Here is a 23784-nt window from a genome sequence, read left to right as displayed (position 1 = left end):
CAGTATGATATAATATTAACAAGCAAATAAACAGTTGAAAAGAAGTTTAATGGGAGGACTGCTCATGTCTGTAAAAGTATTGACTGCCAGAGAGGCAGCGGATCTGATCCCCAATGGAGTAAATCTGGCGACGAATGGATTCATTGGCGCTTCCTTCCCGGAAGAAATCGCCATGGCGGTTGAGCAGCGCTTTTTGGAGACGGGCGCTCCGAATGATCTGACTTTGCTTTTTTGCGCCGCACAAGGCGATTCAAAGGATAAAGGCCTGAACCATTTTGCGCATGAAGGAATGGTGCGCCGCGCAATCGGCGGACACTGGGGACTGGCTCCCAAGCTCGGCAAAATGGTTGCAGAAAACAAAATCATTGCGTACGATTTCCCGCAGGGCGTCACCGCACACATGTTCCGCGACGCGGCCGCGCATAAGCCCGGCACCATTACGCACGTCGGGCTGGGTACGTTTGTCGATCCCCGCCTGTTGGGCGGCAAGCTGAACGATCTCACTCGAGAGCAGGAAGATCTGGTAGAGCTGATGGAAATCGGCGGAAAAGAATATCTGTTCTATAAGAACCAGCCGGTAAACTTTGCGATCATCTCCGGCACCTACGCCGATGAGGACGGCAATATCTCTATGGAACATCTGGGCGTCAAAGCGGAAGCGCTGGTGGTCGCACAGGCCTGTAAGAATTCCGGCGGCACTGTCATCGCACAGGTGGAGCGCGTGGTCAAAGCCGGTTCTCTGGACCCGCAGAAGGTAGAAGTTCCCGGCATTCTGGTCGACGCCGTTGTGGTTGTCAGCGATATGAAATATCACATGCAGACATTCGGCACCCAGTACAATCCCGGCTTTTCCGGCGAGCACCGCATGGGCGCCGGTGAGTTTACCCCCGCCCCCATGTCCCCGAAGAAGATTATTGCACGCCGTGCCGCGCTGGAGCTCAAAAAGAACGGCGTCGTCAATCTGGGAATCGGCATCCCGGAATATATCTCCTCCGTAGCAACAGAAGAAGGTATTTTAAACGACTTTACTTTGACAGTAGAATCCGGTCTGACCGGCGGCAGCCCGCAGAGCGGTCTGGACTTTGGCGCCAGCCTTAACCCGCGCTGCATTATGTCCCAGCCCTCCATGTTTGACTTCTATCAGGGCGGCGGCCTGGACCAGGCGTTCCTCGGCTTCGCGGAGGGCGATACCGAAGGTAACGTCAATGTTTCCAAATTTGGCGTAAAGCTGCCGGGCTGCGGCGGATTTATCGACATCTCCCAGAATGCCAAACAGCTTTTCTTCTGCGGTACCTTTACGGCAAAAGGGTTAAAAACCGAAGTCAAAGACGGTGTGTTGCATATCCTCTCCGACGGCAGCATTGATAAATTCAAGACCGATCTGGAACATATTACATTCAGCGCCAAAACCGCCAAGAAGAACCGCCAGCCGGTTATGTATATTACGGAACGCGCTGTTTTCGAGCTCAAAGAGGACGGGCTCACTCTGATTGAATATGCGCCCGGCGTCGATATTGAAAAAGACATTTTTGCGCACATGCCGCAAAAGCCGCTTGTTTCTCCTGATTTAAAACCGATGGATGCGCGTATTTTCAAAGAGGATAAAATGGGATTGTCTAAATAAACAGATACAAGAATCTGTATCACCATGCATGTTTTATCTCGGAAAAATTGATAAGATAAAAAAGTGATTCCCCCCGCCATAAGCGGGGGGAATCGTCATGTTGATCGAATTTTTATATATCACGCCATGTGGTACAGTTTCTCTTTACTGCTTTGCGGTATCTTCCTGATAAAAAGCAAAACGGTCTCTTCCCAAACGTTTCGCCGTATAGAGCGCCTGATCCACCATTTGGAACAGCGTTTCAAAATCTGTACCGTCCTCCGGATAAAGAGCGACCCCAATAGAACAGGAAAGCGAATAGCCGTATTTCTTTCCGACCTCCGCGTTGTGGAAAACATTAATGATCCTGTTACAGCAATTACAGATTCCATCGCGGGGGAAAACAGGCCTTCCTTTTAATAAAACAATATATTCATCCCCGCCAAAACGACCAATAATATCATCTTCCCGGAAGAGAGCATCCAATTTTTGGGCAATTTCCTGTATAACTTCATCCCCTACCTGATGCCCCAGCGTATCATTGACCTTTTTAAAGTGGTCAATATCAATGAGGAGCAGGACACAGGATTGCTCAGGCTCCCCGGCAAGGATCTGCCGAATGCGTGTTTCCGCTGTCAGCTTGTTATAGAGCCCCGTCGAGTCGCGCTGCGCCATTTCACGCAGGCCCTCCGACTCCTTTTTCAATTTATCGATGTTCAGCCTTCGCCCTAAAATTTTTTCCGGTTTCCCTTCCCGATCACCCAAAACAATACCGCGAATCTGCGTCCATTCGTAAGCATCGCAGATTCGCGAGTATAACCGAAGCTGAACCTCTTTCAACTCCCCAACAGTCTGCGGACCCCGGAAAAAATCATAAAACAGGTCTGCTTCTTCTGGATGAACCACCTTTTGGTCAATCGTTCCCTGCACAAATTGTTTCCCGCTCGCCAAAATATTCCAGTCATTGGAATCGCAGATTGTATCATTTTTTAAATCAAACTCAAATATTACATCGTTGGAAAGCTTGGCCATAAGGCGATAGCGCTGCTCAGAATACTCCAGCTGATTCTGTATGCGCTCGCACTCCTTTTGAATCAAGCCGCCTATTTCCAGCAGATCAGCGTTTGCGTCCTCCGGAACTGCTTCCTGGTCTTCCGAATGAACAAGACGGACAAATGCAGCTCGCAGTTTTTTCAAAGGGTTGATATGCCACTGATAAAACAGAACCTCTGTAAGAATTCCGATTCCCATCAATGCCAGAAGCAACCCCCAGATGATCCAAGCAAAAGGACTCTGCTCCCGCAGATGAAGCGTTGTATACATAATCAAAACCAGCAAAATCAGACTTTCCGCACAGCACAACAGATGGATCGTTAACCGCTTTTTTTTCATACCTACCCCGCACGCCTTTCAAACATTCTGTTTTTCCATTATACTACAAAACCAATCGTTTTCTTCATAAATTATCAAATAAGCGGGATAAGTTTATAAAAATTCATAAAATGGCTTTATATACATGATTTTTGTGTGCTTTTTGGTTGACTCAGCAGAAAAGAAGTTTTTACTGCATTCACAGGTGGAAAACCTGATGGTTTTCCCGATGTAATAAAACAGTTTCGTTTTACCATCTTTAAATACTTTTCAATTGGTCTGGCAGGAATGAATTTTTGTTGCGTCCAGAACCGGAAATTCTGGCTATTTTCTTAATGTAATGAAAAACACCCTTCTACACAAATTCGTGCAGAAGGGTGTTTTACTTTTCCAAAAATTACGCGTTGCGGAGCGCCAGTTCTTCCTTCAGCTTCTCTGTGAAGATCGGCAGAACCTTTGCAACATCGCCAACAATACCGTAATCCGCCACTTCAAAGATCGGGGCATTTTCGTCCTTGTTGATCGCGATGATCACATCGGAATCCTCCATGCCGGCGAGATGCTGGATCGCACCGGAGATACCGCACGCAATGTAGAGGTTCGGACGGACGGTTTTACCAGTCTGGCCAACCTGAACATCCTTTTCCGCCCAGCCTGCATCAACACAAGCTCTGGACGCGCTGACCTCGCCGCCAATAACGTCGGCCAGATCCTGCAGCAGCTTGAAGTTCTCCGGGCAGCCAACGCCGCGGCCGCCGGAAATCAGAATCTTTGCATCCTGAATGTCAATCTTATCGCTGACCTTCTTGATGACTTCCAGAACTTCCACGTTCTTATTGTTCGGCTCAAAACCGGGATTGAACGCTTCCACCGGGCAGGAAGCGCCGTCGACCGGCTTAATCTTCTGCATGACGCCAGGGCGGACCGTCGCCATCTGCGGACGATGCTCCGGACATACAATGGTTGCCATGATGTTGCCGCCAAACGCCGGTCTGGTCATCTTCAGGTTCTTGTTCTCCGGATCGATTTCCAGCTTCGTGCAGTCTGCGGTCAGACCGGTATGCACTCTGGCGGACACGCGCGGCGCCAGGTCGCGGCCGATCGCCGTTGCACCGTAGAGAACCACAGCGGGCTTATACTTCTCAATTACATTGTACATCGTATGGGTATAAGGCTCTGTGGTATAGGGCTCCAAAGCCTTGTCATCCACCAGAACGACTTTGTCCGCGCCGTAGCGGGCAAGCTTCGGGCACAGCTCTTCCACCTGATAGCCAAGCAGAACAGCGGTGACTTCGGTTCCCAAGTCGGCGGCAAGCTCCTTCGCTTTGCCGAGCAACTCATATGAAACGCCGGTGATTTTATTATCAACCTGCTGGATAAATACAAATACGCCTTGATAATCCTGAATATTCATTATTTTGCTCACCACTTTCAATTACTGAATGATATAAAAACGAATTCACACTGCAAACTAGATGATGAACTTCTCCTTGAGCTTTTCAATCATGTAATCCGCGGACTCTTCCGGATCAAGCTGGACAACCGTGCCAGCCGCCTTCAAGCTCTTTGTGAATGTCTGGAAAACTCTGGTCGGTGAGCCTTTCAGGCCGATATTCGCCTGGTCAACCTGAATATCTTTCAGGCCCCAAACCTTGACTTCTTTTTCTCTGTATGCATCGAAGATACCGCCCGGCGTCATGTAACGCGGCTTGTTCAACTCGGTCAGAGCGGTAATCAGGCAGGGCATTTTCGCTTTCACGATGTGATAGCGATCCTCATACTGACGCTTGACAATGACGGAATCGCCCTCTACCTGGATGTCCTCCGCATAGCTGATGTTCGGAATGCCGAGGTGCTCGGAAATCTGCGGGCCAACCTGTGCGGTATCGCCGTCGATCGCCTGACGGCCTGTGATGATCAGATCATACTTGAGGTTTTTGATCGCAGCGGCGATCGTTGTGGAGGTAGCCCAAGTGTCGGCGCCGCCGAACGCTCTGTCGGAAACGAGGATTGCCTCATCCGCGCCCATTGCCAGCGCCTCACGCAACGCGGCGTCCGCCTGCGGGGGACCCATGGAAACAACTGTGATATGCGCGCCCTGTGCGTCCTTCAGACGCAGAGCGGCTTCCAGACCCGCCTTATCATCCGGATTGATGATGCTCGGCACGCCGTCACGGATCAGGGTACCGGTAACGGGGTCCAGTTTCACTTCATTGGTATTCGGAACCTGCTTAATGCAAACTACGATATTCAACAAATTTCACTCCTTTTGGCCTTTATCGACTATTTAATTACGTTAGAGGAAATAACCATGCGCTGCACTTCGCTGGTGCCTTCGTAGATCTCTGTGATCTTGGCATCGCGCATCATGCGCTCAACCGGATATTCTCTCGTGTAACCATAGCCGCCGTGGAGCTGTACCGCTTTGGTGGTTACTTCCATCGCTACTTCCGCGGCATACAATTTTGCCATCGCAGCCTCTACGGAGAAACGCTTCTGCGTGTCCTTCGCAACCGCCGCGCGGTATACCAGATAGCGGGCTGCTTCAATCTTGGTTGCCATGTCGGCAATCTGGAACTGCGTGTTCTGGAACTTCGCAATCGGTCTGCCGAACTGCTTTCTTTCCTTGACATAGTTTACAGTTTCTTCCAGCGCGCCCTCCGCAATGCCGAGCGCCTGCGCCGCAATACCGATACGTCCGCCGTCCAGGGTCTGCATGGCAATGCCGAAGCCCTTGCCTTCCTGACCGAGGAGGTTTTCCTTCGGAACAATGCAGTTCTCGAAGATCAGCTCCGTAGTAGAGGAACCGCGGATACCCATCTTCTTCTCCTTGGTGCCAATCTTAAAGCCCGGGAACTCCTTCTCCACGATGAACGCGGAAATACCCTTTGTACCCTTGCTCTTGTCGGTCATCGCAAAGATAATATAAATATCGGCCTTGCCGCCGTTGGTAATGAAGATCTTGCTGCCGTTGAGGACATAGTGGTCGCCCTCAAGAACCGCCTTGGTCTGCTGGCCGGAAGCATCCGTGCCCGCGCCCGGCTCTGTCAGACCGAACGCACCCAGCTTTTCGCCGGAAACCAGCGGGCGGAGATATTTTTCTTTCTGCGCCGGGGTGCCGAACTTCTTGATCGGGTCCGCGCCCAGAGACGTATGCGCGGAAACGATAACGCCGGTGGTGCCGCAAACCTTGGAAAGCTCTTCCACGCAGAGCACATAAGTCAGCGTGTCGCAGCCCTGGCCGCCGAATTCCTTCGGCATCGGAATGCCCAGGAAGCCGAGCTTCTGCATCTTCTCAACAGTTTCAGCCGGAAAACGCTCCGTTTCGTCCACTTCCTGTGCAAGGGGCTTTACTTCATTTTCCGCAAACTCTCTGAAGAGCGTACGGGCCATTTCTTGTTCTTTGCTCAGTACGAAATCCATACCTGTTCCTCCAAATTCAAATTTACGCCAAACAATTTCTTATCTGGTGTAATCGTAGAATCCCTTGCCGGTCTTCTGGCCGAGCTTGCCGGCGCGGACCATTTTTCTGAGCAACGGATGCGGACGGTATTTCGGATCGCCCGTCTCAGCCTGCAGAACTTCCATAATTGCCAGGCAGACGTCCAAGCCGATCAGATCGCCCAGAGCGAGCGGGCCCATCGGATGGTTTGCACCGAGCTTCATCGCGGTATCGATTCCCTCAACGGAAGCAACGCCCTCTGCATAGATGCCGACTGCTTCGTTGATCATCGGGATCAGGATTCTGTTGACAACAAAGCCAGCCGCTTCGTTGACCTGCACCGGGGTCTTGCCGATGCTCTCGGAGATTTCAATAACCTTCTTCACGGTCTCTTCCGGAGTGGTCTCACCGGCGATAACCTCAACCAGCTTCATAACCGGAGCCGGATTGAAGAAATGCATGCCGACAACCGCTCTGTCAAGGCCGTTGGAAATCTCTGTGATGGACAGGGAGGATGTATTGGTGGCGAAGATGCAATCCTTCTTGCAGATGGCTTCCAGCTGCTTGAAGATTTCTTTCTTCAGCTCCATTTTTTCCAGAGCGGCTTCCACAACGAGGTCGCAGTCCGCGACGATCTCATTGGTGCCGGTGGTGATTTTCGCCAGGATCGCATCTGCGGCAGCCTGCTCCATCTTGCCCTTTGCAACTCTCTTATTGAGGCCCTTTGCAATCTTTGCTTTGCCGCCTTCTGCCCACTCCGCCTTTACGTCGCAGAGCTTTACTTCATAACCTTCGGTCTGTGCAAATGCCTGTGCAATGCCGGAGCCCATGGTGCCTGCGCCAATAACGCCAATTTTCATGATGAAAAACCTCCTGAATCATTGTTGATTATGTTAAAATCCCGTATAAAGGTACTGCGCCAGCCATGCGGCGCAGTACCTGCTGCGGAAACGAACTTATCGATTGACAAACGGTTCCGGCTTGCGCTTTTCAACAAAAGCGGTCATGCCGTTCTTCTGATCCTCTGTCTCGAAGCAGCTGCCAAAGAGCTTCTCTTCGATGACGATCGCTTCGTCGATGTTGACCTGGAGGCCGTCATTGACAGCCTTCTTGGAAGCACGGACCGCGATCGGAGCGTTTCTCGCGATCTTCTCCGCCAGCTTCATCGCCGCGCCCATCAGCTCATCCGCCGGATACACCGCATTGACAAGGCCGAGGCTGAGCGCTTCGTCCGCCTTTACCTTCGTACCGGCATACAGCATTTCCTTCGCCTTACCGACGTTGATTGTACGGGCCAGTCTCTGCGTGCCGCCAAAGCCAGGGGTGATGCCCAGACCGGTTTCCGGCTGTGCGAATACCGCGTTCTCGGAAGCCAGGCGGATGTCGCAGCTTAGGGACAGCTCGCAGCCGCCGCCAAGTGCAAAACCGTTGACAGCCGCGATCACCGGGATCGGCAAAGTCTCCAGCTTGCGGAACACATCGTTGCCCTTCTTGCCGAAAGCTTCGCCCTCCGCCTTGGTCAGGGTGCTCATCTCGCCGATGTCCGCGCCGGCGACAAAGGACTTCTGGCCTGCGCCGGTGAGAACCACACAGCGGGTCGCGTCAAGATCAATCGCGTCGATCGTCGCTTCCAGATCAGCCAGGACCTCGGAATTCAATGCATTCAGAGCCTTTTCGCGGTCAATGGTCATAACGCCCACAAAGCCCGTCTGCTCATATTTCACAAAGCTCATGTTTTAATCGCTCCTAATTATTTGTAGTTCTTCACGATCGCCGCAACGCCCATGCCGCCGCCTACGCAGAGGGTAGCAAGGCCGTACTGGGAATCTCTCTTCTGCAGCTCATGCAGCAGGGTGACCAAGATTCTGGCGCCGGAAGCGCCGACCGGATGACCCAGAGCGATTGCACCGCCGTTGACGTTTACCTTGGACATATCGAGTTCCAGATCCTTCGCAACAGCGAGGGACTGCGCCGCGAACGCCTCGTTTGCTTCGATGAGGTCCATATCGGCAACCTTCAGGCCGGCCTTTGCCATCGCCTTGTTGGTTGCGGCAACCGGGCCGATGCCCATGATGGACGGCTCAACACCTGCGGAAGCGCCGGCAACCCACTCTGCCATCGGGGTGACGCCGAGCTCCTTGGCCTTCTCTTCACTCATCACAACGATTGCAGCGGCGCCGTCGTTGATGCCGGAAGCGTTTGCAGCGGTTACGCTGCCGTCCGCTTTGAACGCCGGGCGCAACTTTGCGATGCCTTCTGCGGTGACGCCGGCACGCGGGCCCTCGTCTTTTGCAAACATGACTGTTTCCTTCTTGACCTTGACCGGGACCGGAACGATCTCATCGTCAAAGCGGCCTTCCGCCTGCGCCTTTTCACACTTCTGCTGGCTGGCAGCGGCGAATTCATCCTGCATTTCGCGGGTCAGGCCGTACTTTTCCGCCACATTCTCAGCGGTAATGCCCATGTGATAGCCGTTAAACGCATCGGTCAGCGCGTCGTTCACCATGGTGTCGATGATGGTAGCGTTGTTCATACGATAGCCAAAACGGGCTTGGGTCATTGCATACGGAGCGGAGGACATGTTCTCCATACCACCGGCGACAACGATATCCGCTTCGCCAGCCGCGATCATCGCCGCAGCCATGTTCACGCATTTCAGGCCGGAACCGCACACGTTATTAACGGTCAGAGCCGGAACTTCAATCGGAACGCCTGCGTTCACAGAAGCCTGGCGCGCAACGTTCTGGCCCAGAGCGCCCTGCAGAACGCAACCCATCAGAACTTCATCAACCTGCTCCGGAGCGACGTTCGCTCTCTTCAGAGCTTCCTTGATAACGATGGAACCAAGGGTGGCAGCCGGGACATTGGCCAGAGAGCCGCCCATTTTACCGATTGCAGTACGCACAGCACCTGCTAACACGATTTTCTTAGACATGATTTTGTTCCTCCATTTCATTATTCACTAACCCGTTTGTTTGGCTGGATCAACGGGTTAATCATTGACTTAAGGTGTATGTTAAATATATCACAATCCTGAAGATTATGCAAGAGCTTCCACCGGGGAAAATGAGAAAATGCGCATTCTTGTCAGAAATTTGCCATAAATTGTCCCGCTCCATCACAGCCTTGTTCAAATTGCTGAATGTCGAAAAACCGCGCTGAAAGAAAACGTTAAAAAATTAACTTATGCTTTCTCTGCGCCTTTATAACGCATTTTGCCGCATATTTGGAACATACTAATTTTCAGCTGAATACAGAAAGGAGGCAGTTTATGCCAACCGACTTTCAAAACTTCATCAACACCGATGAACAGGCACGGAAATACTACCTTTCTCTGCCCGAATACCTGCGGGAAATCGTCAGCCGCGAGGAACATCACATCCGGTCCTACGAGGAGCTCAAGCGTCACGCCGATTACCTGATGGAACACAACAACTATGCGGACGGCGACTTTTATGGATGACAAGCTGTACCAATATTTACGATTACACGAAGAGGTAAACCGCTTCTTTATGGCACTGCCGGACGACCTGCAGGCTGCCATGTCCGGGCAGGCGGAGGTTACCCCGCAGACCAAACCCTACCTGGCCTATATCAACCTGCTCATGGATTCCGAAAACGACGGCTCTACTTTTGCGTAATGATTGCAAAAAGCGCTTTTTAGAGGTATAATGAAAAACATGATTCCGGCGGCGGAGCGTGTTCTGGAAAACACAGCCCCTTGCGGCTATGTTTTTCTTTTTGCCCCCCGCGACAGAAAGGATTGTTACTGACATGGCTTTGAGCAATTTGATTTTACCCAAGGATTATTCTTCCAAACTCGATATTATAGAGACGGAAATTGCGATCAAACTCGCAAAGGACACCTTTGAGCGGGAACTGGCCTCCGCCCTTTCCCTCACCCGTGTTTCCGCTCCGCTCTTTGTCCGGCCGGAAACCGGCTTAAACGACGACCTGAACGGCGTGGAGCGGCCTGTCCAATTTGACGTAGCAGAGATTCACGCGGACGTACAGATCGTGCATTCCCTGGCAAAATGGAAGCGCATGGCGCTGGCCCGCTATGGCTTCACCGCCGGGACCGGCCTGTATACCGATATGAACGCGATCCGCCGCGATGAGGAACTGGACAATCTGCATTCCGTATATGTGGACCAGTGGGACTGGGAAAAAGTCATCACAAAAGAAGAGCGCGTGATGGAAACCCTGCAAAATACCGCACACGGTATCATGGGCGCATTACATAAAACCCAGGCAGCTTTACAGGAGCGCTTTCCTGCTCTCGACTGCTTTATTCCCGAGGAAATCACCTTTGTCACCAGCCAGGAGCTGGAGGATCGTTATCCCGACCTGACGCCAAAGCAGCGGGAAGACATCGCCGCAAAAGAATACGGCGTAGTGTTCATTTCCCAAATCGGCGGCGCGCTGCAATCCGGTAAGCCGCACGACGGACGCGCGCCCGACTATGACGACTGGTCCCTGAACGGCGACATCATCATCTGGTATCCGGTCCTGAACCGTTCCCTGGAGCTTTCCTCCATGGGGATCCGGGTAGACGCGGACGCGCTCCGCCGCCAGCTGGAGCTTTCCGGCTGCCAAGACCGCGCGGAACTGCCGTTCCACAGCATGCTGCTGGAAGGCCGCCTGCCCCTGACCATGGGCGGCGGAATCGGACAGTCCCGTATCTGTATGGCATTGCTGCAAAAGGCGCATATCGGCGAGGTGCAGTCTTCCGTCTGGCCCGACAGCATGCGCAACGCCTGCGAAGGATACGGCATCCATCTTCTCTGATGAACGTAAAAAGCAGCCGGATTGCAACCCGGCTGCTTTTTTATGCTTACTCGTACTCCGCAAGGGAACCGCGCATACTCGCGGGTTCCTGTATGGAAATACCAATTCCCGGCCTCTTCAGCGCCGGAATGTTCGGCTTTGGAATTTGCTTGAAAATACAGGCGCTGAACGGCGCGACTGTCAGCTCCAGCACGTATTTGCCGCCGCGCAGGGAGGCGCGCAACTCTTCCGCATTGACTTTCCCCTTACCGCCAAACGCCATATCGTCCGTATTAATCAGCTCGCCGTATACCCCGTAATGGGAAACCGGCAGATGGTAGTTGACATACATCCTGTTGGAGAAATTCAGTACAACGTACAGATCGTTTTTATCCAGATCGCTGCGCTTGTATGCAAAAACGCACTGAGACGCGTTATTGACATCCAACCAGGTAAAGCTCTGCGGATGGTAATCCTCCTTGTACAGCGCTTTTTCTTCCAGATACAAATGCTGCAGAGCTTGGATATACTGATAAAAATCTTTGTGCGCCGGATAATCCAGCAGATTCCATCCCAGCTCTTTTTCTTCGTCCCACTCCTTGAATTCCGCCAATTCGTTCCCCATAAAGTTCAGCTTTTTGCCGGGATGGGTATACATATACAAATAGAGCGTGCGCAGCTGGTGGAACTTTTCCTCATAGGTCCCGGCAATCTTATCGATAACCGTCTTTTTCCCATGTACCACCTCGTCATGCGACAGGGGCAGCAGAAAAATATCGTTGTAGAAATAGCCCATGGAAAAGCTGAGCTTATTGTGCACGCCGGACCGGTGCGTCGCGGGAACGGACAAATAATCCAGCGTATCGTTCATCCATCCCAGATCCCATTTGTAATCAAATCCCAGGCCGCCATACTCGACCGGAGCCGTCACCTTCAGGAAGTTGGAGGAGTCCTCCGCAATCAACATGACGTCCGGGTGGCGCTTTTGAAGAGCGTAATTGCAGTTTTTCAGGAACCACACGCCGGTTTCATTAACCGGGCTGTTGGTGTCCCCATTCCGGTACAGCAGATTGGAAACCGCATCGTAACGGATGCCGTCAAAGTGGTAATAGGTAATCCAAAAATTGATGGCGGATTTCAGGAAGCTGATCACATGCGGCTTTGTGTAGTCGAACAGAACCGTTCCCCATTCGCTGTACCGCGCGTCCTGATATTCGCTTTCGTATACAAACCCGCCGTCAAACTGGTGAAGCGCGTAAAAGTCCGTAACAAAATGCGCGGGCACAAAGTCAAGGATCACGCCTACTCCCTGTTCATGACAGCGGTTGATAAAATACATCAAGTCCTTCGGCCTTCCATAGCGGCTGGTCGCGCTGAAATACCCGGTAACCTGATAGCCCCAGGACTTATCAAACGGGTACTCCGTCAGCGGCAGCAGCTCGATATGCGTATATCCCATTTTTTTCACATAGGGAATCAGCAATTCCGCCAGTTCGTCGTACCGGTAAAACCGTTCGTCCTCCGGCAGGTTTTTGATCTTCCACGACCCGGCGTGTACTTCATAAATACTCAGCGGTTTATTATAGCCTTTGTCGCGCGTTTGCAGCCATGTTTCGTCTGTCCAGGGGAAATCATTGAGATTGTACACAATAGAAGCTGTATTGGGCCTCAGCTCGCTGTAAAACGCAAAGGGGTCCGCGCGATCATAGGTTTCCCCCTCCGCCGTGTAAATCTGATACTTGTACATATGCATTTCCTGCACACCCTGCACAAAAATGCTCCAAACACCGGAAGGATGCCGGTCCATATCGTAACCCGTCCACCCGTTAAAATCCCCGATCAGCCGTATCCGGGCCGCATTCGGAGCATACACCGTAAAACGGGCGCCGTCCTGGTCATATTCGTGGCACAGATGCGCGCCAAATACCTGGTAGCCCTCTAAGGAACCGCCCTGCAGATATGCATCTATCAATTTAATATCCATTTTTCCTCTCCTTCCTTTTTCCAAAAGGACTGGTATGTATTATATCATATTAAACAAAAAAGAACCATATCCGCCAGTAATTTAAGCGAAAAATATTAAAGGCGGGCTTCTGATCTAGAAGCCCGCCTTGATTACTATGTAACCTATCAGGAATTGATAGAATCGCTGAAGAATTTCTCATGAACCGCTGCGACCGCCTTATCTGCGTCCGCACGGTCGATCAGAACGGAAATCTTGATTTCGCTGGTGGAAATCATATGAATATTGATGTTGGCCTCATACAGCGCTTCAAACATCTCTGCGGCGATACCCGGGTGGGTCTCCATGCCCGCGCCAACGGCGGAAACTTTTGCAACGTTTTCATCGTAGACCACGCTGGTCGCGCCAATCAGCTCCACATAGGGATTCAGAAGCTCAATGGCTTCCTTCAGCTTATCCTGGTCAATGGTAAAGCTGATGTCCTTTGTGCCATTTCTGCCGATGGACTGTAGAATAATATCGACGTTGATGTTCTTCGCCGCCAGCTTGGAGAAAATCTTAAACGCAAGGCCCGGTCTGTCCGGCACGCCTATGACGGAGATACGCGCAACGCGCTCGTCCTTTGCAATTCCGCTGATCATCATCTTTTCCACTTTAGTTGCCTCCTTCACAATTGTGCCTTTTGCCCTTTTCAGGCTGGACAAAACCTCCAGCTGGATGTTGTATTTCTTTGCCATTTCAACCGAACGGTTATTCAACACCTGCGCGCCCAGGGACGCCAGCTCCAGCATCTCGTCATAAGAGATCACGTCGAGCTTCTGCGCATCCTTTATTTTGCGCGGGTCCGCGGTATAGACGCCTTCGACGTCCGTATAAATCTGGCAGAGATCGGCGTTCATCACAGCTGCAATCGCCACGGCGCTGGTGTCGGAACCGCCGCGGCCCAGCGTCGTCATATCATCATAGCGGTTGACGCCCTGGAATCCGGTGACAACCACAATATTTTTTTTGTCAATTTCTTTTTTAATACGGTCCGGCGTCACTCGCTTGATGCGGGCTGTGCCATACGCGGAGCTGGTGTAAAAGCCTGCTTGCCAGCCCAGCAGAGAAACCACCGGGAAACCCAGCTTTTCAATCGCCATCGCCAGCAGGGAAGCAGAAATCTGCTCGCCGGAAGTCAACAGCATATCCATCTCTCTCTTGCTCGCATTGGGGTTGATTTCGTTTGCCTTTGTAATCAGATCATCCGTCGTGTCGCCCTGTGCAGACACTACCACAATGACGTCGTTGCCTTCCTTGTACTTCTCCGTGACGATGCTGGCCACGTTAAACACACGCTCGGCGTTGGCTACGGAACTGCCGCCAAACTTTTGGACTATAAGGCTCATTGGTTCATCCTCCGTCTCTGAATGAATAAAATCTGCAAAGCGCCTTTAGGAAAGCGCTTCATCTATCAAAACCGGTCTCCCGGTAATTTCCCCAGTCGATCAGGCCATGAAAATCTGGGCGCCTTTGGAATCAGCGTTCAGAATTTTGATCTGCCAGCCGGTAATCCCCTTTTCCTCCAGGTGGCTGCCGGCATACTTGACAAAGTTATCGGTATCCGCGGAATCAACCATGGAGATAATTGTGGGGCCGGCGCCGCTGATATAGGTTCCCAGAGAACCCAGCTCATAGCTGAGGCGGAACACGTTGTCCAGGTCGTCAATCAGGCCGGAGCGGTACGGCTGGTGAATTTTATCCTGCACCGCGACGCGCAGATTTTCCAGCTTTCCGGAGAACAAAGAGGCGGTCATCAAAGCGGAACGGGACAGATTGTAAACGGCGTCCGCACGGGGATACTGTTCCGGCAAAACCGAACGCGCCTTTTCCGTTTTCAGCTCAAACGGCGGAATAAAAAGGGCAAAACGGATTTTTTCAGAAACCGGTACGCTTACGCTGTACACCCGGCCCGCTTCAATTGCGGAAGCAACCAGGCCGCCTTCGATTGCGGGCGTGGTATTGTCCGGGTGGCCTTCGATCTTCGCCGCCAGATTGATGAGATCCGTCTGGGAGAGTGGGCTTCCCAGCAGGCGGTTCGCGCCCAGGATACCGGCCACGATGCAGGCGGAGCTGCTTCCAAGACCGCGCGCCATCGGAATGTCGTTCTGCTGAATCAGTCTCAGCCCCGGCAGCTTGCGGCCACATTGCTCATACACCTGCTTCGCAGCCCAGAAAATCAGATTGCTCTCATCTGTCGGAATGACAATGTCATCCTTGGAGGAAATATCCAGCGTATCGGATTCCTCCATCCAGACCTGATTGTACATCGTCAACGCAATTCCCAGTGAGTCAAATCCGGAACCAAGGTTTGCGCTGGTCGCCGGAATCTGTATTCTAATCATATAATTCTAACTCTCCTACCTCTTGTTTCTCTCTATTACAGCTCGCCGATACGGATGGTGTTTTCAACCGTTACACCCAGCTCGGAAAGCTTACTCAGTCCGGCAAGGATTTCACGCTCCGGTTTTTGATCGGTTACAAAAGCGATTTCGCCGGGCTGTGCGTTTTTCCGGATCAGCTGGCTGATGCCGCCCAGCAGATGCTTTGCATTGCCCAGGGCCAGCGCCTCGTTGTCCGCCTTGGCGCGCACAAACATGCTGACTTTATCATCCAGATAATTTTCCACATACTCCGGAGAACCGTCGCTCCAGAACAGGTACTTCCGGGCTTTAAAGTGCTTGACGCAGTCAATGACGTCCGCCACAACCGCACTGGCCGTCGGCAGCTTGCCTGCGCCCTTTCCGTAGAACACCACGTCGCCGGTGGAATCGCCGCGCACCATGATACCGTTAAAAACGTCGTCCACATTTGCCAGCTGGCTCTCACGCGGGACAAACATCGGGCAGACGATGATCTGCAGCTTACCGCTCTCCGCCATCTTTACCTGGCCAATCAGCTTGACCACGCCGCCCCAGAGGTCCGCATACTCCACATCTGCCAAAGATATGTTGGTGATGCCCTCTGTATGCACCTGATCGGGATAAACATGGCGTCCAAAGGCCAAAGAAGCCAAAATACAAATTTTGCGGCAGGCGTCGTGCCCTTCTACATCCGCCGCCGGGTTGCGCTCCGCATATCCCAGCTTCTGCGCCAGGGCCAGCGCGTCCTGGAAATCCATCTGATCGTGAATCATTTTGGTCAGAATGAAGTTTGTCGTGCCGTTGAGAATACCGGCGATCTCGATTACATCGTTCGCCGCCAAACACTGGCTGATCGGGCGGATGATCGGGATGCCGCCGCCGACGCTCGCTTCAAACAGGAAGTTGACGTTCTTCTCCTGTGCCAGCTTTAAAAGCTCCGCACCCTTTGCCGCAACAAGCTCCTTATTGGAGGTGACGACGCTCTTGCCGGCTTCCAGACAGCGCCTGGTATACTCAAACGCCGGGTTCAGACCGCCCATAACCTCCACCACTACGCGGACTTCAGGGTCGTTAATGATATCCTCAAAGGATTTTGTAAAAGTATCTGCAAAAGGACTGTCCGGGAAATCCCGCAGGTCCAGAATATATTTAATCCGTATTTCTTCTTTTGCACGCTTTGCAATGTTGTCTGTGTGCGTAGTGAGCACTTCCACCACACCGGATCCAACTACGCCATAGCCCATAACCGCTATCTGTACCATCTACAAGCACTCCCTATATTATATTGCCGCCGATTCAATTTTTGTCTCATCCGTCACGGCGGATTTTCGCATGGAACGGATACGCCGCTGCCTTAACAGCGTAAATACTTTTACAGTTTACCATTTTTTGATTAGACATTCAATATCAAAAAATACAACAATTCGCGCTTTAGCACAGTAATTTATAAAACACTTGTCAAAACGCTTGATGCAGCCTGGGCGCTTTTACCCTGCAAAAAGGGATGCGCGCCCTTGATAAGCGTCGCATCCCTTTGGTTTATCCGACCGGGACCACTCCCGGCGGAACCATATCGTCGTTGCCCGGCTGCACATAAACGCTGTCGTCCGGGGGCACGCTGACCGGAGGCTCCATTGGCTCCGAAGGCGTGTGGTTCGGCGGCTCCGGCTGATGGTTTCCGGAGTCCACCGGCGGTTCTGTCTGGGCGGGGTCGGAAGGCGTTTCCAGAGGATTGGATTCTGCCGGCGGCGTGGTTGAAGTTTCTCCATCCTCGCCCTCTGCGTTTTCTTCCGGATTTTCCACCTCATGCGCAATCTCACATTTTCCGGGGAACTCTCCCTTTTTATACCAACCGGTCCCGGTTTTCGGGCACACGCCTGAAACCGCCAGTTTTCCACTCTGCTGGCAGAAGGTTGCCGCCGTTACTTCTTCATCATATGTGAATTTCAGAGGCTCTTTGTCCTCCAGATAATTTGCCATAATCTTCTGCCAAATAGAAATGGCATACTTTTTCTCCGTATTATTCATCGCGGTAGGCGTGTCCCGGTATCCGGTCCAAATGCCCGCAACAGCGTATGGCGTACCGCCGATGAACCAGCTGTCCTTCTGGTCGTTTGTGGTTCCGGTCTTGCCGAATACCTCCCAGCCGGAAATGGCCGCTTTGCTTCCGCTTCCCTGGGAACCGACAATGACCCGGTTCAACAGCCTATGCATAACAGAAGACGTCTGTGAAGAAATTGCCTCCACCGGCTCCGGCGTACGGTTATCCAGAATGACGTTTCCGTCGTGGTCTTCCACATAGTAATACGTGTACGGCTTATAGAAATCGCCGCCGTTTGCAAAAATCTGGAACGCGGCGGTCATTTCACGCACGGTAACGCCCTCGCTCATTCCGCCGACGGCGATGGGAGCCAGGTCGTTGTCCGCAGGCTGCAAGCTTTTAAAGTTCAGCTTATCCTTCAAAAACGTATAACCGACGTCCGGCGTAATCTCTTTACAGATGCGCGCCGACGGGGCGTTCCGGGAATTTTCCAGCGCAAATTCTACCGTCATGCTCCCCAGATAACGATTATCAAAGTTTTTTGGGCCCGGCTTATTGCCGCTCCAATTTTCCAGGGGTTCGTCTTCCACGATTGTGGAATAATTGATGGCGTTCATCTCGATTGCCGGCGCGTAAACGCCGATCGGCTTAATCGTCGAACCGGGCTGGCGCTGCGCGTCGGTTGCAAGATTCATCGGGCGGTTTCTGGTTTTGTCGCGCGCGCCGACTACCGCCAGCACCCGTCCATTATAGTCCATTGCCATATAACCCAGATCAATTTTATGGTTTTCCGGCAGGTTTTCCGGATCTTTAATGACCTCTTCCGCAGTTTCCTGCATTTCGGGTTCCATAGCGCTGTAAATTTTGAGTCCGTCGTGATAGATCATGTCTTCTGCTTTGGCGCTGGTACAGCTGTACAGCTCCATCAGATCTTCCTTTACGTCTTCAAACATGGTCTCTACATACCAGTTCCAGATCTGTGTGCTGCTGCCGCCCTCTTCCTTCTGCTTGCCGACAAAGGTCATATTTCTGGATTTTTCCATTGCCTCATCGTATTGCTTCTTGCTGATCTTTTCCTGATTGTACATTTCCGTCAGCACCGTCTGCTGACGGCCCATATTGTTTTCCGGATAGACCAGAGGCGTATAACGGGACGGGTTTTGCGTAATCCCCGCAATGGCGGCGCACTCTGCGATATCGCAGTCCTGTATGTCCTTGTCAAAATATAGGTTCGCCGCAGCCTGCACGCCGTTCGTACCGCTGCCAAAGGGCACTACATTGAGGTACGTTTCCAGAATCTGCTCTTTGCTGTACGCTTTGTTCAGGTTCAGCGCACGAAAAATCTCTTTGACTTTACGGGTCAGACTGACGTCCTTGTCACCTGTCACATTTTTAATCAGCTGCTGTGTGATGGTGGAACCGCCGTAGCTGCTCCCCTGTGAGAAGAGATGCGTCACCGCGCCGAACGTACGGTACCAGTCCACGCCTTCATGCTCCCAATACCGCTTGTCCTCAATGGCAACAATTGCATCCTTCATCGCCTGAGGAATCTGATCGTAACTGACCCAGATACGGTTTTCATTGCTGTGCAGGCTCAGGTATTCCACCGGATTTCCATTGTCGTCGTTCACATAAATAAAGCTGGTGTAATTCAGTTTTAATTTGTTGAGGTCGTAACTGATCGTTTCGTCCTTCATACTCCAGATAAAGGAGATTAAAAACGTCCCGACGATAATTCCTGTCACCATTAAAATTGCGATTAAGGTTAAAAACGCTTTTCCAATGATCTTCCCGATCGAGCCTGCCGTGTCAGCCGCGGCACGGTCTTTCAGCGGTCCCGTATTGCCAAACTGATTGATGTCGGTTTTTCGCATGAAGCGCCACCTCCCAACCTTCTTCATAGAATGTGCAAAGACTTTGCATATTTGACTGAAATTACCAAATAATAGACCTGAGGTGATTTATGTGAAAAAGCTCATGATTGTTTTGGCGAGCATAGACGTACTGTTAATCGGTATGCTTCTGATGGGATATCCCGCCAAATGGTTTGCGACTGTACCGCCGGAGGAATCCAGCTCAAATATAATGTATTATACCCCGGAGGAAGCGTCAAGTCAAGAAAGCAGCGGCGCATACGCCATGGCAAGCGGCGGAGAAACCTATACTGTCCGCAGTTATCAGGGACATATCGGAATCTTTTTGAATGACAGTCAATTTCCATATGACGAAATTGACGTAGCGGTCGTTACACTGCCGGAGGCCGACCAGACCCTTTTGGAACAGGGTATTTTGGTAACAACCCGCGAACAATTGAACCAATTGATTGAAGATTATGAAAGCTGAACCACTTTGCGTTTCCGCAGGCGCTTTGTCTGCGGAAATTTTTATTTATTGATAGAAAAAGCGCCATACCGTTTGGTATGGCGCTTTCGGGGAAACATTTATTTCATGCTCTCTTCGTACTTCTTGATCATGGTCTTAACCATCTGGCCGCCAACAGAACCAGCCTCTCTGGAGGTCAGGTCGCCATTGTAACCCTGCTTCAGGTTCACGCCGACTTCCGCCGCAGCTTCCATCTTAAAACGGTCAAGTGCTTCACGAGCCTCAGGAACAACATTCTTATTACTAGACATAATCAATACACTCCTTAAACGTTTTTATTTTTGATTTGATTTGTTTTGCGTTTGCTTTCCTATTTTGCGTCCTTGGAGTGATTTTATGACTGTTAATTTTTTCATGTTGTTTTGTCAGGAAATCCGGTATCCATTGGAGGCGTCCACACCGGACAGAAGCAGCACCATACATATGGAAAGAATCTGCCGCGGGCTAAGGGCATCGCCCACCTCTACCGTTATATCCCCCGGCTCCACAATCTCTCCTGTCAGCGTGGGAACGCTTCTCTGCAGGCTCATCGCAGCTGCACCGTAGTCCAGACTGGAGATAGACAGCGTATCCTTCGCGCTCATGCCGCAGGTCATCGCGGCGGCTCCCGCCTCCTGTAGCAGCGCGGCGGCCTTCAGGTTCTGCGGTTCCAGTACACACAGGAACCCTGGCGGTATCCGCAGCTTTTCTTCCGCCTCAAAGCTGTTTTTAAAAAGGAGAATTCCCCTCTCCGCCTGCAGCTGTGGTATGTGCTCACAATCACAGATCAGAAATTTTTCCTTTCCTTTGCCGCTTTTTTGAAAAAGCTCCGGATGATAATAGCTGACTTCGCCGTACCGCGCCAGTGCCGGCAGCAGCACCTTCGCAAGGGAATGGTCGCTTCTTTTTCCGCAGAGCAAAATGTCGGTCATTTGTCTCGAACACTCCAAACCGGCCGCAGCCGAATCCGTTTTCCCGCAGAACGGGTGTGAAATCAGTATTTGCCGCAGACACGTAAATATGTAGATGGACTGGAAAATTTATCTATTCTTTCTTCTTCAAAAATGTTTCCAGATACCCCTGCAGCTGGCTGGCCAGCTCATGATCCAGCTGGATGCTGAGCGGACGCAGATCCTGACCGCTTTCCTGCCCCGCCGCATAAACCCACATGGAAAAATAACGCGTATCCATATTAATATCCATTACCGTGCGGCTTTCCACGCGGATCGGCCGCTTGCATTTTCGTATCTGTGTAATTCTTGCCATACTATTTTCTCCTGTCATCTTTCATTTGATTCCAGCAAATGGGAAACGGTTACCAGCTCATAGCCGTCCTCCCGGAGGGATGTTACGATTCTTCTTACCGCGGCCGGCGTATTCAGTGCACTGCTTTGAAAGCGTATAATGGAGCCCGGCCTCACCTGGGACAATACCCTCCTGTGAATTTGTTCCGGCGGAAGATTTTTCCAGTCGAGCGAATCGCCGTACGATGCAAAAGAAAATCATTGCGTAAAAAGATTAAGTCTGCAACTGAAACGGCGGTTGCCAGCGAATGGTTATGACGTCATCCGTCAGCGCTATTTTTTCAATAAAAAGCTTTGCGATCACTTTCTTTTGCTCTAAAGAAAAGGATGGCCACTGTTCCGCCAAAATTTCCAAGCGAAACGCCTCCTGCTTATTTTGTTCTTTCTTCTGTAAAATACAGGCGTTCAATTCCAACTTTTTTTGATCCAGGTTTTCAATCTCTCTGCCAATATAACCGTCTACTACTGCGCTTCCTGCAGAAAGCTGCGCCAGCAAACGGTTGATTCGCTCTTCTACCTGATCCAGTTCTGCCTGCAGAGCCCGTTCCTCTTTTGTACACTGCGCCGGCGGCGTGCAGGCCCAATTCCCATGCAACCGGACCATACGGAGAAGCTGCTGCTCCACCGCACGTTCCACATCCGGTACATGATACACGATGGAATGTCCGGGGCAGTTCCCGGTATTCTTCCTGCCGCTGCAGTGAAAGTATTTCCGTTTTTCCCCGGAGGTGGTTCCTGTATCCACCGTCATGGCAAAGCTGCAGCGCCCGCAGCAGATGATTCCGGAAAGCCAGCTGTTTTTCCCCCTGCCGCTGTTTTTTAACGGGCTGTTCCGGTCCAGCAGGCGCTGACAAGCCAGAAAAACGTCCGGTTCGATTATCCCCGGATGCAGCGCGGGAGATACGATCCGCCCCGCAAAACTCCCATGCTCGCGCGCTCCTTCCGGCTGCTTTCCATATAAATAGCAGCCGTTTCCAATCCGATCGGCAAACGGTTTCCACGCAATGCCGCATCCCTTTTCTTTATAATAAGCAAACACATCCTCATCGGATTTGACATAGATTGGGTTGCGCAGGATGCGGCTCAGCTTCCCGGAATCCCATTTTGTATTTCCCCGCGGGCCCGCAATCCCTTCCGTATTCAACTCTTTGGCGATCTGTCCCAGAGACCGGCCTCCCTGCGCATAGGTGTGAAAAACCCGCCGCAGAACCGGTCCCCGCGCTTCATCCAGTACATAGGTATGGGTCTTTTTCCCTTCCACCCTTGTTTCAACCTTACAAAGCCCATAGGGCGCCGGACCTCCCAGAAAGAATCCTTTTTCTCCGCGCGTATAATAGTTGTCCCGAATCCGCTGTTGAATCGTTTCACGTTCCAGCTGGGCAAATACCATGGTGATGCTCAGCATCGCATTCCCGATCGGCGTGGATGTATCAAATTTTTCCTGCGTACTTTGGAACTCCACACCGTACCGTTTAAACAGCGCGATCAAATTGGCAAAGTCCAAGAGGGAACGGCTCATCCGGTCCAGTTTATAAATAACAACCTTCGTGATCTGCCCTGCCCGCACATCCCTCAGCAGCGTCTGGAAGCCGGGCCGCTCCATGTTTTTGCCGCTGAATCCCTGGTCCTGATAAATCCGGTATGTTTCCCCGGCGGTTTCATTTTTACACAGCTGAATTTGACTTTCAATGGACAGACTGTCCTTTTTCTCAACGGACTGCCGCGCATAAATCGCAATCACATGCTCACCCCGCCTTACAAAGAAACGGAGCTGCCGCAGTCCTGCGGCAACCCCATTATAGCAGTTCCTATTTCTCCATTCAATGCTCCGCAGGGGACGGTTCTGTCCGCTTATTGCGGTCAAACGTCTCCATTGCCGCCCCTACCCTCCGGACAAATTCCTGCCGGCCTTTTTCTTTTGGCGAATCCGAAAAGACATTTCGAACCGTAAAACCATTTTCCTGAACCACTTCCGTCATATGTAATCCACCCTTTTCACTCAGCTTGAGACAGTCTCTTGTATTCTCATACTTATGAGTGGATACAGTGGATTATGTTTTCACTTCCCCATACGTTTTCGCATAGAATAGAACACCTAATATATAGGCGGTGATCCAAACGAATCATTTTTGTATCAGCGATCTGCCGGAAGAAACCCGGCAACAGCTGAAAATCATAGACAAATCACAGTGGTATATCCTGGTCATTATCGGTGCAATTCTGCTGTCTTATTACTCTGTCAGTATTCAGCGAAAGCAACTGATCTGCTCCGCCACGGATCCGGAGCTGTGCAAATGCCTGCCAAAAACGCTTCCGTTTCAGGCGCTTTCCAGTATCATGGTTATTTCGGCCCTGCTTTTCTATTTTAAGCTTTCCGGCAACAGCGTATGCCAGGCCCGCAACGACCCCAAACAATTTTGCCGCAGTAAAATCAACCACTCCGCAGATATTCTGGTCATTATCGCCGCGTTGCTTCGCTTTGGCCTTTTGGTACAGGGTGACACACATCTGGACGATTGACCTCCCCGCG

General features: G+C 51.6%; 22 protein-coding genes. 6 read left to right on the top strand and 16 right to left on the bottom strand.

What is annotated here, in order from left to right; genetic code table 11:
* Positions 1-64 precede the first annotated feature (64 nt).
* The gene (locus I4V53_RS05620; protein ID WP_195984404.1) at positions 65-1624 is read left to right on the top strand and encodes an acyl CoA:acetate/3-ketoacid CoA transferase; all 1560 of its coding nucleotides are present in this window, start codon (positions 65-67) and stop codon (positions 1622-1624) included.
* Positions 1625-1768: 144 nt separating this feature from the next.
* On the opposite strand, the gene I4V53_RS05615 is transcribed toward I4V53_RS05620, so the two are convergent.
* The 7 genes from I4V53_RS05615 to I4V53_RS05585 form a co-directional block, all read right to left on the bottom strand.
* A complete protein-coding gene (locus I4V53_RS05615) occupies positions 1769-2941 on the bottom strand; it encodes a sensor domain-containing diguanylate cyclase (RefSeq protein ID WP_195984403.1) in 1173 nt (390 codons plus the stop codon).
* Between the two features lie 430 nt (positions 2942-3371).
* A complete protein-coding gene (locus tag I4V53_RS05610; protein WP_195984402.1) occupies positions 3372-4388 on the bottom strand; it encodes an electron transfer flavoprotein subunit alpha/FixB family protein in 1017 nt (338 codons plus the stop codon).
* A 57-nt stretch (positions 4389-4445) separates the two neighbouring features.
* The gene (locus I4V53_RS05605) at positions 4446-5228 is read right to left on the bottom strand and encodes an electron transfer flavoprotein subunit beta/FixA family protein (protein ID WP_050698232.1); all 783 of its coding nucleotides are present in this window, start codon (positions 5226-5228) and stop codon (positions 4446-4448) included.
* A 29-nt stretch (positions 5229-5257) separates the two neighbouring features.
* Positions 5258-6397, bottom strand: coding sequence for an acyl-CoA dehydrogenase (locus tag I4V53_RS05600; RefSeq protein WP_195984401.1), 1140 nt, complete (start codon positions 6395-6397; stop codon positions 5258-5260).
* Between the two features lie 39 nt (positions 6398-6436).
* Positions 6437-7276, bottom strand: a complete 840-nt coding sequence (locus tag I4V53_RS05595) for a 3-hydroxybutyryl-CoA dehydrogenase (protein ID WP_195984400.1) — start codon at positions 7274-7276, stop codon at positions 6437-6439.
* 96 nt (positions 7277-7372) lie between these two features.
* Positions 7373-8149 carry an enoyl-CoA hydratase-related protein gene (locus I4V53_RS05590; protein ID WP_195984399.1) on the bottom strand — a complete coding sequence of 259 codons (777 nt, stop codon included), beginning with the start codon at positions 8147-8149 and terminating at the stop codon, positions 7373-7375.
* Between the two features lie 17 nt (positions 8150-8166).
* Complete coding sequence (locus I4V53_RS05585; protein ID WP_195984398.1) at positions 8167-9351, bottom strand: acetyl-CoA C-acetyltransferase; 1185 nt, start codon at positions 9349-9351, stop codon at positions 8167-8169.
* Positions 9352-9687: 336 nt separating this feature from the next.
* On the opposite strand from I4V53_RS05585, the gene I4V53_RS05580 reads away from it, so the two are divergent.
* The 3 genes from I4V53_RS05580 to asnA all read left to right on the top strand — a co-directional run bounded on the left by I4V53_RS05580 (position 9688) and on the right by asnA (position 11204).
* A complete protein-coding gene (locus tag I4V53_RS05580; protein WP_195984397.1) occupies positions 9688-9879 on the top strand; it encodes a hypothetical protein in 192 nt (63 codons plus the stop codon).
* Entirely contained in the window at positions 9872-10057 is a 186-nt protein-coding gene (locus tag I4V53_RS05575) for a hypothetical protein (protein WP_195984396.1), read from the top strand. The genes I4V53_RS05580 and I4V53_RS05575 overlap by 8 nt, the downstream gene beginning before the upstream one ends.
* 133 nt (positions 10058-10190) lie before the next feature.
* Positions 10191-11204, top strand: coding sequence for an aspartate--ammonia ligase (gene asnA / locus I4V53_RS05570; protein WP_195984395.1), 1014 nt, complete (start codon positions 10191-10193; stop codon positions 11202-11204).
* Between the two features lie 46 nt (positions 11205-11250).
* Here the strand turns inward: asnA and glgB are convergent, their stop codons facing one another.
* From glgB to I4V53_RS05545, 5 genes are all read right to left on the bottom strand, one after another.
* Entirely contained in the window at positions 11251-13167 is a 1917-nt protein-coding gene (gene glgB, locus I4V53_RS05565) for a 1,4-alpha-glucan branching protein GlgB (RefSeq protein ID WP_195984394.1), read from the bottom strand.
* A gap of 146 nt (positions 13168-13313) precedes the next feature.
* Positions 13314-14534, bottom strand: a complete 1221-nt coding sequence (locus I4V53_RS05560; RefSeq protein WP_195984393.1) for an aspartate kinase — start codon at positions 14532-14534, stop codon at positions 13314-13316.
* 99 nt (positions 14535-14633) lie between these two features.
* A complete protein-coding gene (gene thrB, locus I4V53_RS05555; RefSeq protein WP_195984392.1) occupies positions 14634-15530 on the bottom strand; it encodes a homoserine kinase in 897 nt (298 codons plus the stop codon).
* Positions 15531-15565: 35 nt separating this feature from the next.
* Positions 15566-16810 (bottom strand): homoserine dehydrogenase, encoded by a 1245-nt coding sequence (locus I4V53_RS05550; protein ID WP_195984391.1) that lies wholly within the window; start codon positions 16808-16810, stop codon positions 15566-15568.
* A gap of 277 nt (positions 16811-17087) precedes the next feature.
* On the bottom strand, positions 17088-19463 hold the full coding sequence (locus tag I4V53_RS05545) for a transglycosylase domain-containing protein (RefSeq protein WP_195984390.1): 2376 nt from the start codon (positions 19461-19463) through the stop codon (positions 17088-17090).
* A 91-nt stretch (positions 19464-19554) separates the two neighbouring features.
* Between I4V53_RS05545 and I4V53_RS05540 the strand changes: the two genes are divergently transcribed.
* A complete protein-coding gene (locus I4V53_RS05540; RefSeq protein WP_195984389.1) occupies positions 19555-19932 on the top strand; it encodes a hypothetical protein in 378 nt (125 codons plus the stop codon).
* A 98-nt stretch (positions 19933-20030) separates the two neighbouring features.
* On the opposite strand, the gene I4V53_RS05535 is transcribed toward I4V53_RS05540, so the two are convergent.
* The 4 genes from I4V53_RS05535 to I4V53_RS05520 form a co-directional block, all read right to left on the bottom strand.
* Positions 20031-20222, bottom strand: coding sequence for an alpha/beta-type small acid-soluble spore protein (locus tag I4V53_RS05535; protein ID WP_050698245.1), 192 nt, complete (start codon positions 20220-20222; stop codon positions 20031-20033).
* A gap of 114 nt (positions 20223-20336) precedes the next feature.
* Positions 20337-20882 (bottom strand): hypothetical protein, encoded by a 546-nt coding sequence (locus tag I4V53_RS05530; RefSeq protein ID WP_195984388.1) that lies wholly within the window; start codon positions 20880-20882, stop codon positions 20337-20339.
* Positions 20883-20994: 112 nt separating this feature from the next.
* Positions 20995-21216: a hypothetical protein gene (locus tag I4V53_RS05525; RefSeq protein WP_195984387.1), complete on the bottom strand. Its 222-nt coding sequence runs from the start codon at positions 21214-21216 to the stop codon at positions 20995-20997.
* A gap of 252 nt (positions 21217-21468) precedes the next feature.
* Positions 21469-22995 (bottom strand): recombinase family protein, encoded by a 1527-nt coding sequence (locus I4V53_RS05520; RefSeq protein ID WP_195984386.1) that lies wholly within the window; start codon positions 22993-22995, stop codon positions 21469-21471.
* Between the two features lie 368 nt (positions 22996-23363).
* On the opposite strand from I4V53_RS05520, the gene I4V53_RS05515 reads away from it, so the two are divergent.
* Entirely contained in the window at positions 23364-23774 is a 411-nt protein-coding gene (locus I4V53_RS05515; protein WP_195984385.1) for a hypothetical protein, read from the top strand.
* Positions 23775-23784: the final 10 nt, after the last annotated feature.

Source organism: Clostridium sp. D33t1_170424_F3 (assembly GCF_015667585.1).
Lineage (GTDB): Bacteria > Bacillota > Clostridia > Oscillospirales > Acutalibacteraceae > Anaeromassilibacillus.
Note: the sequence above shows the minus strand (reverse complement) of the source record. Positions and strands in the feature narration are given on the sequence as shown.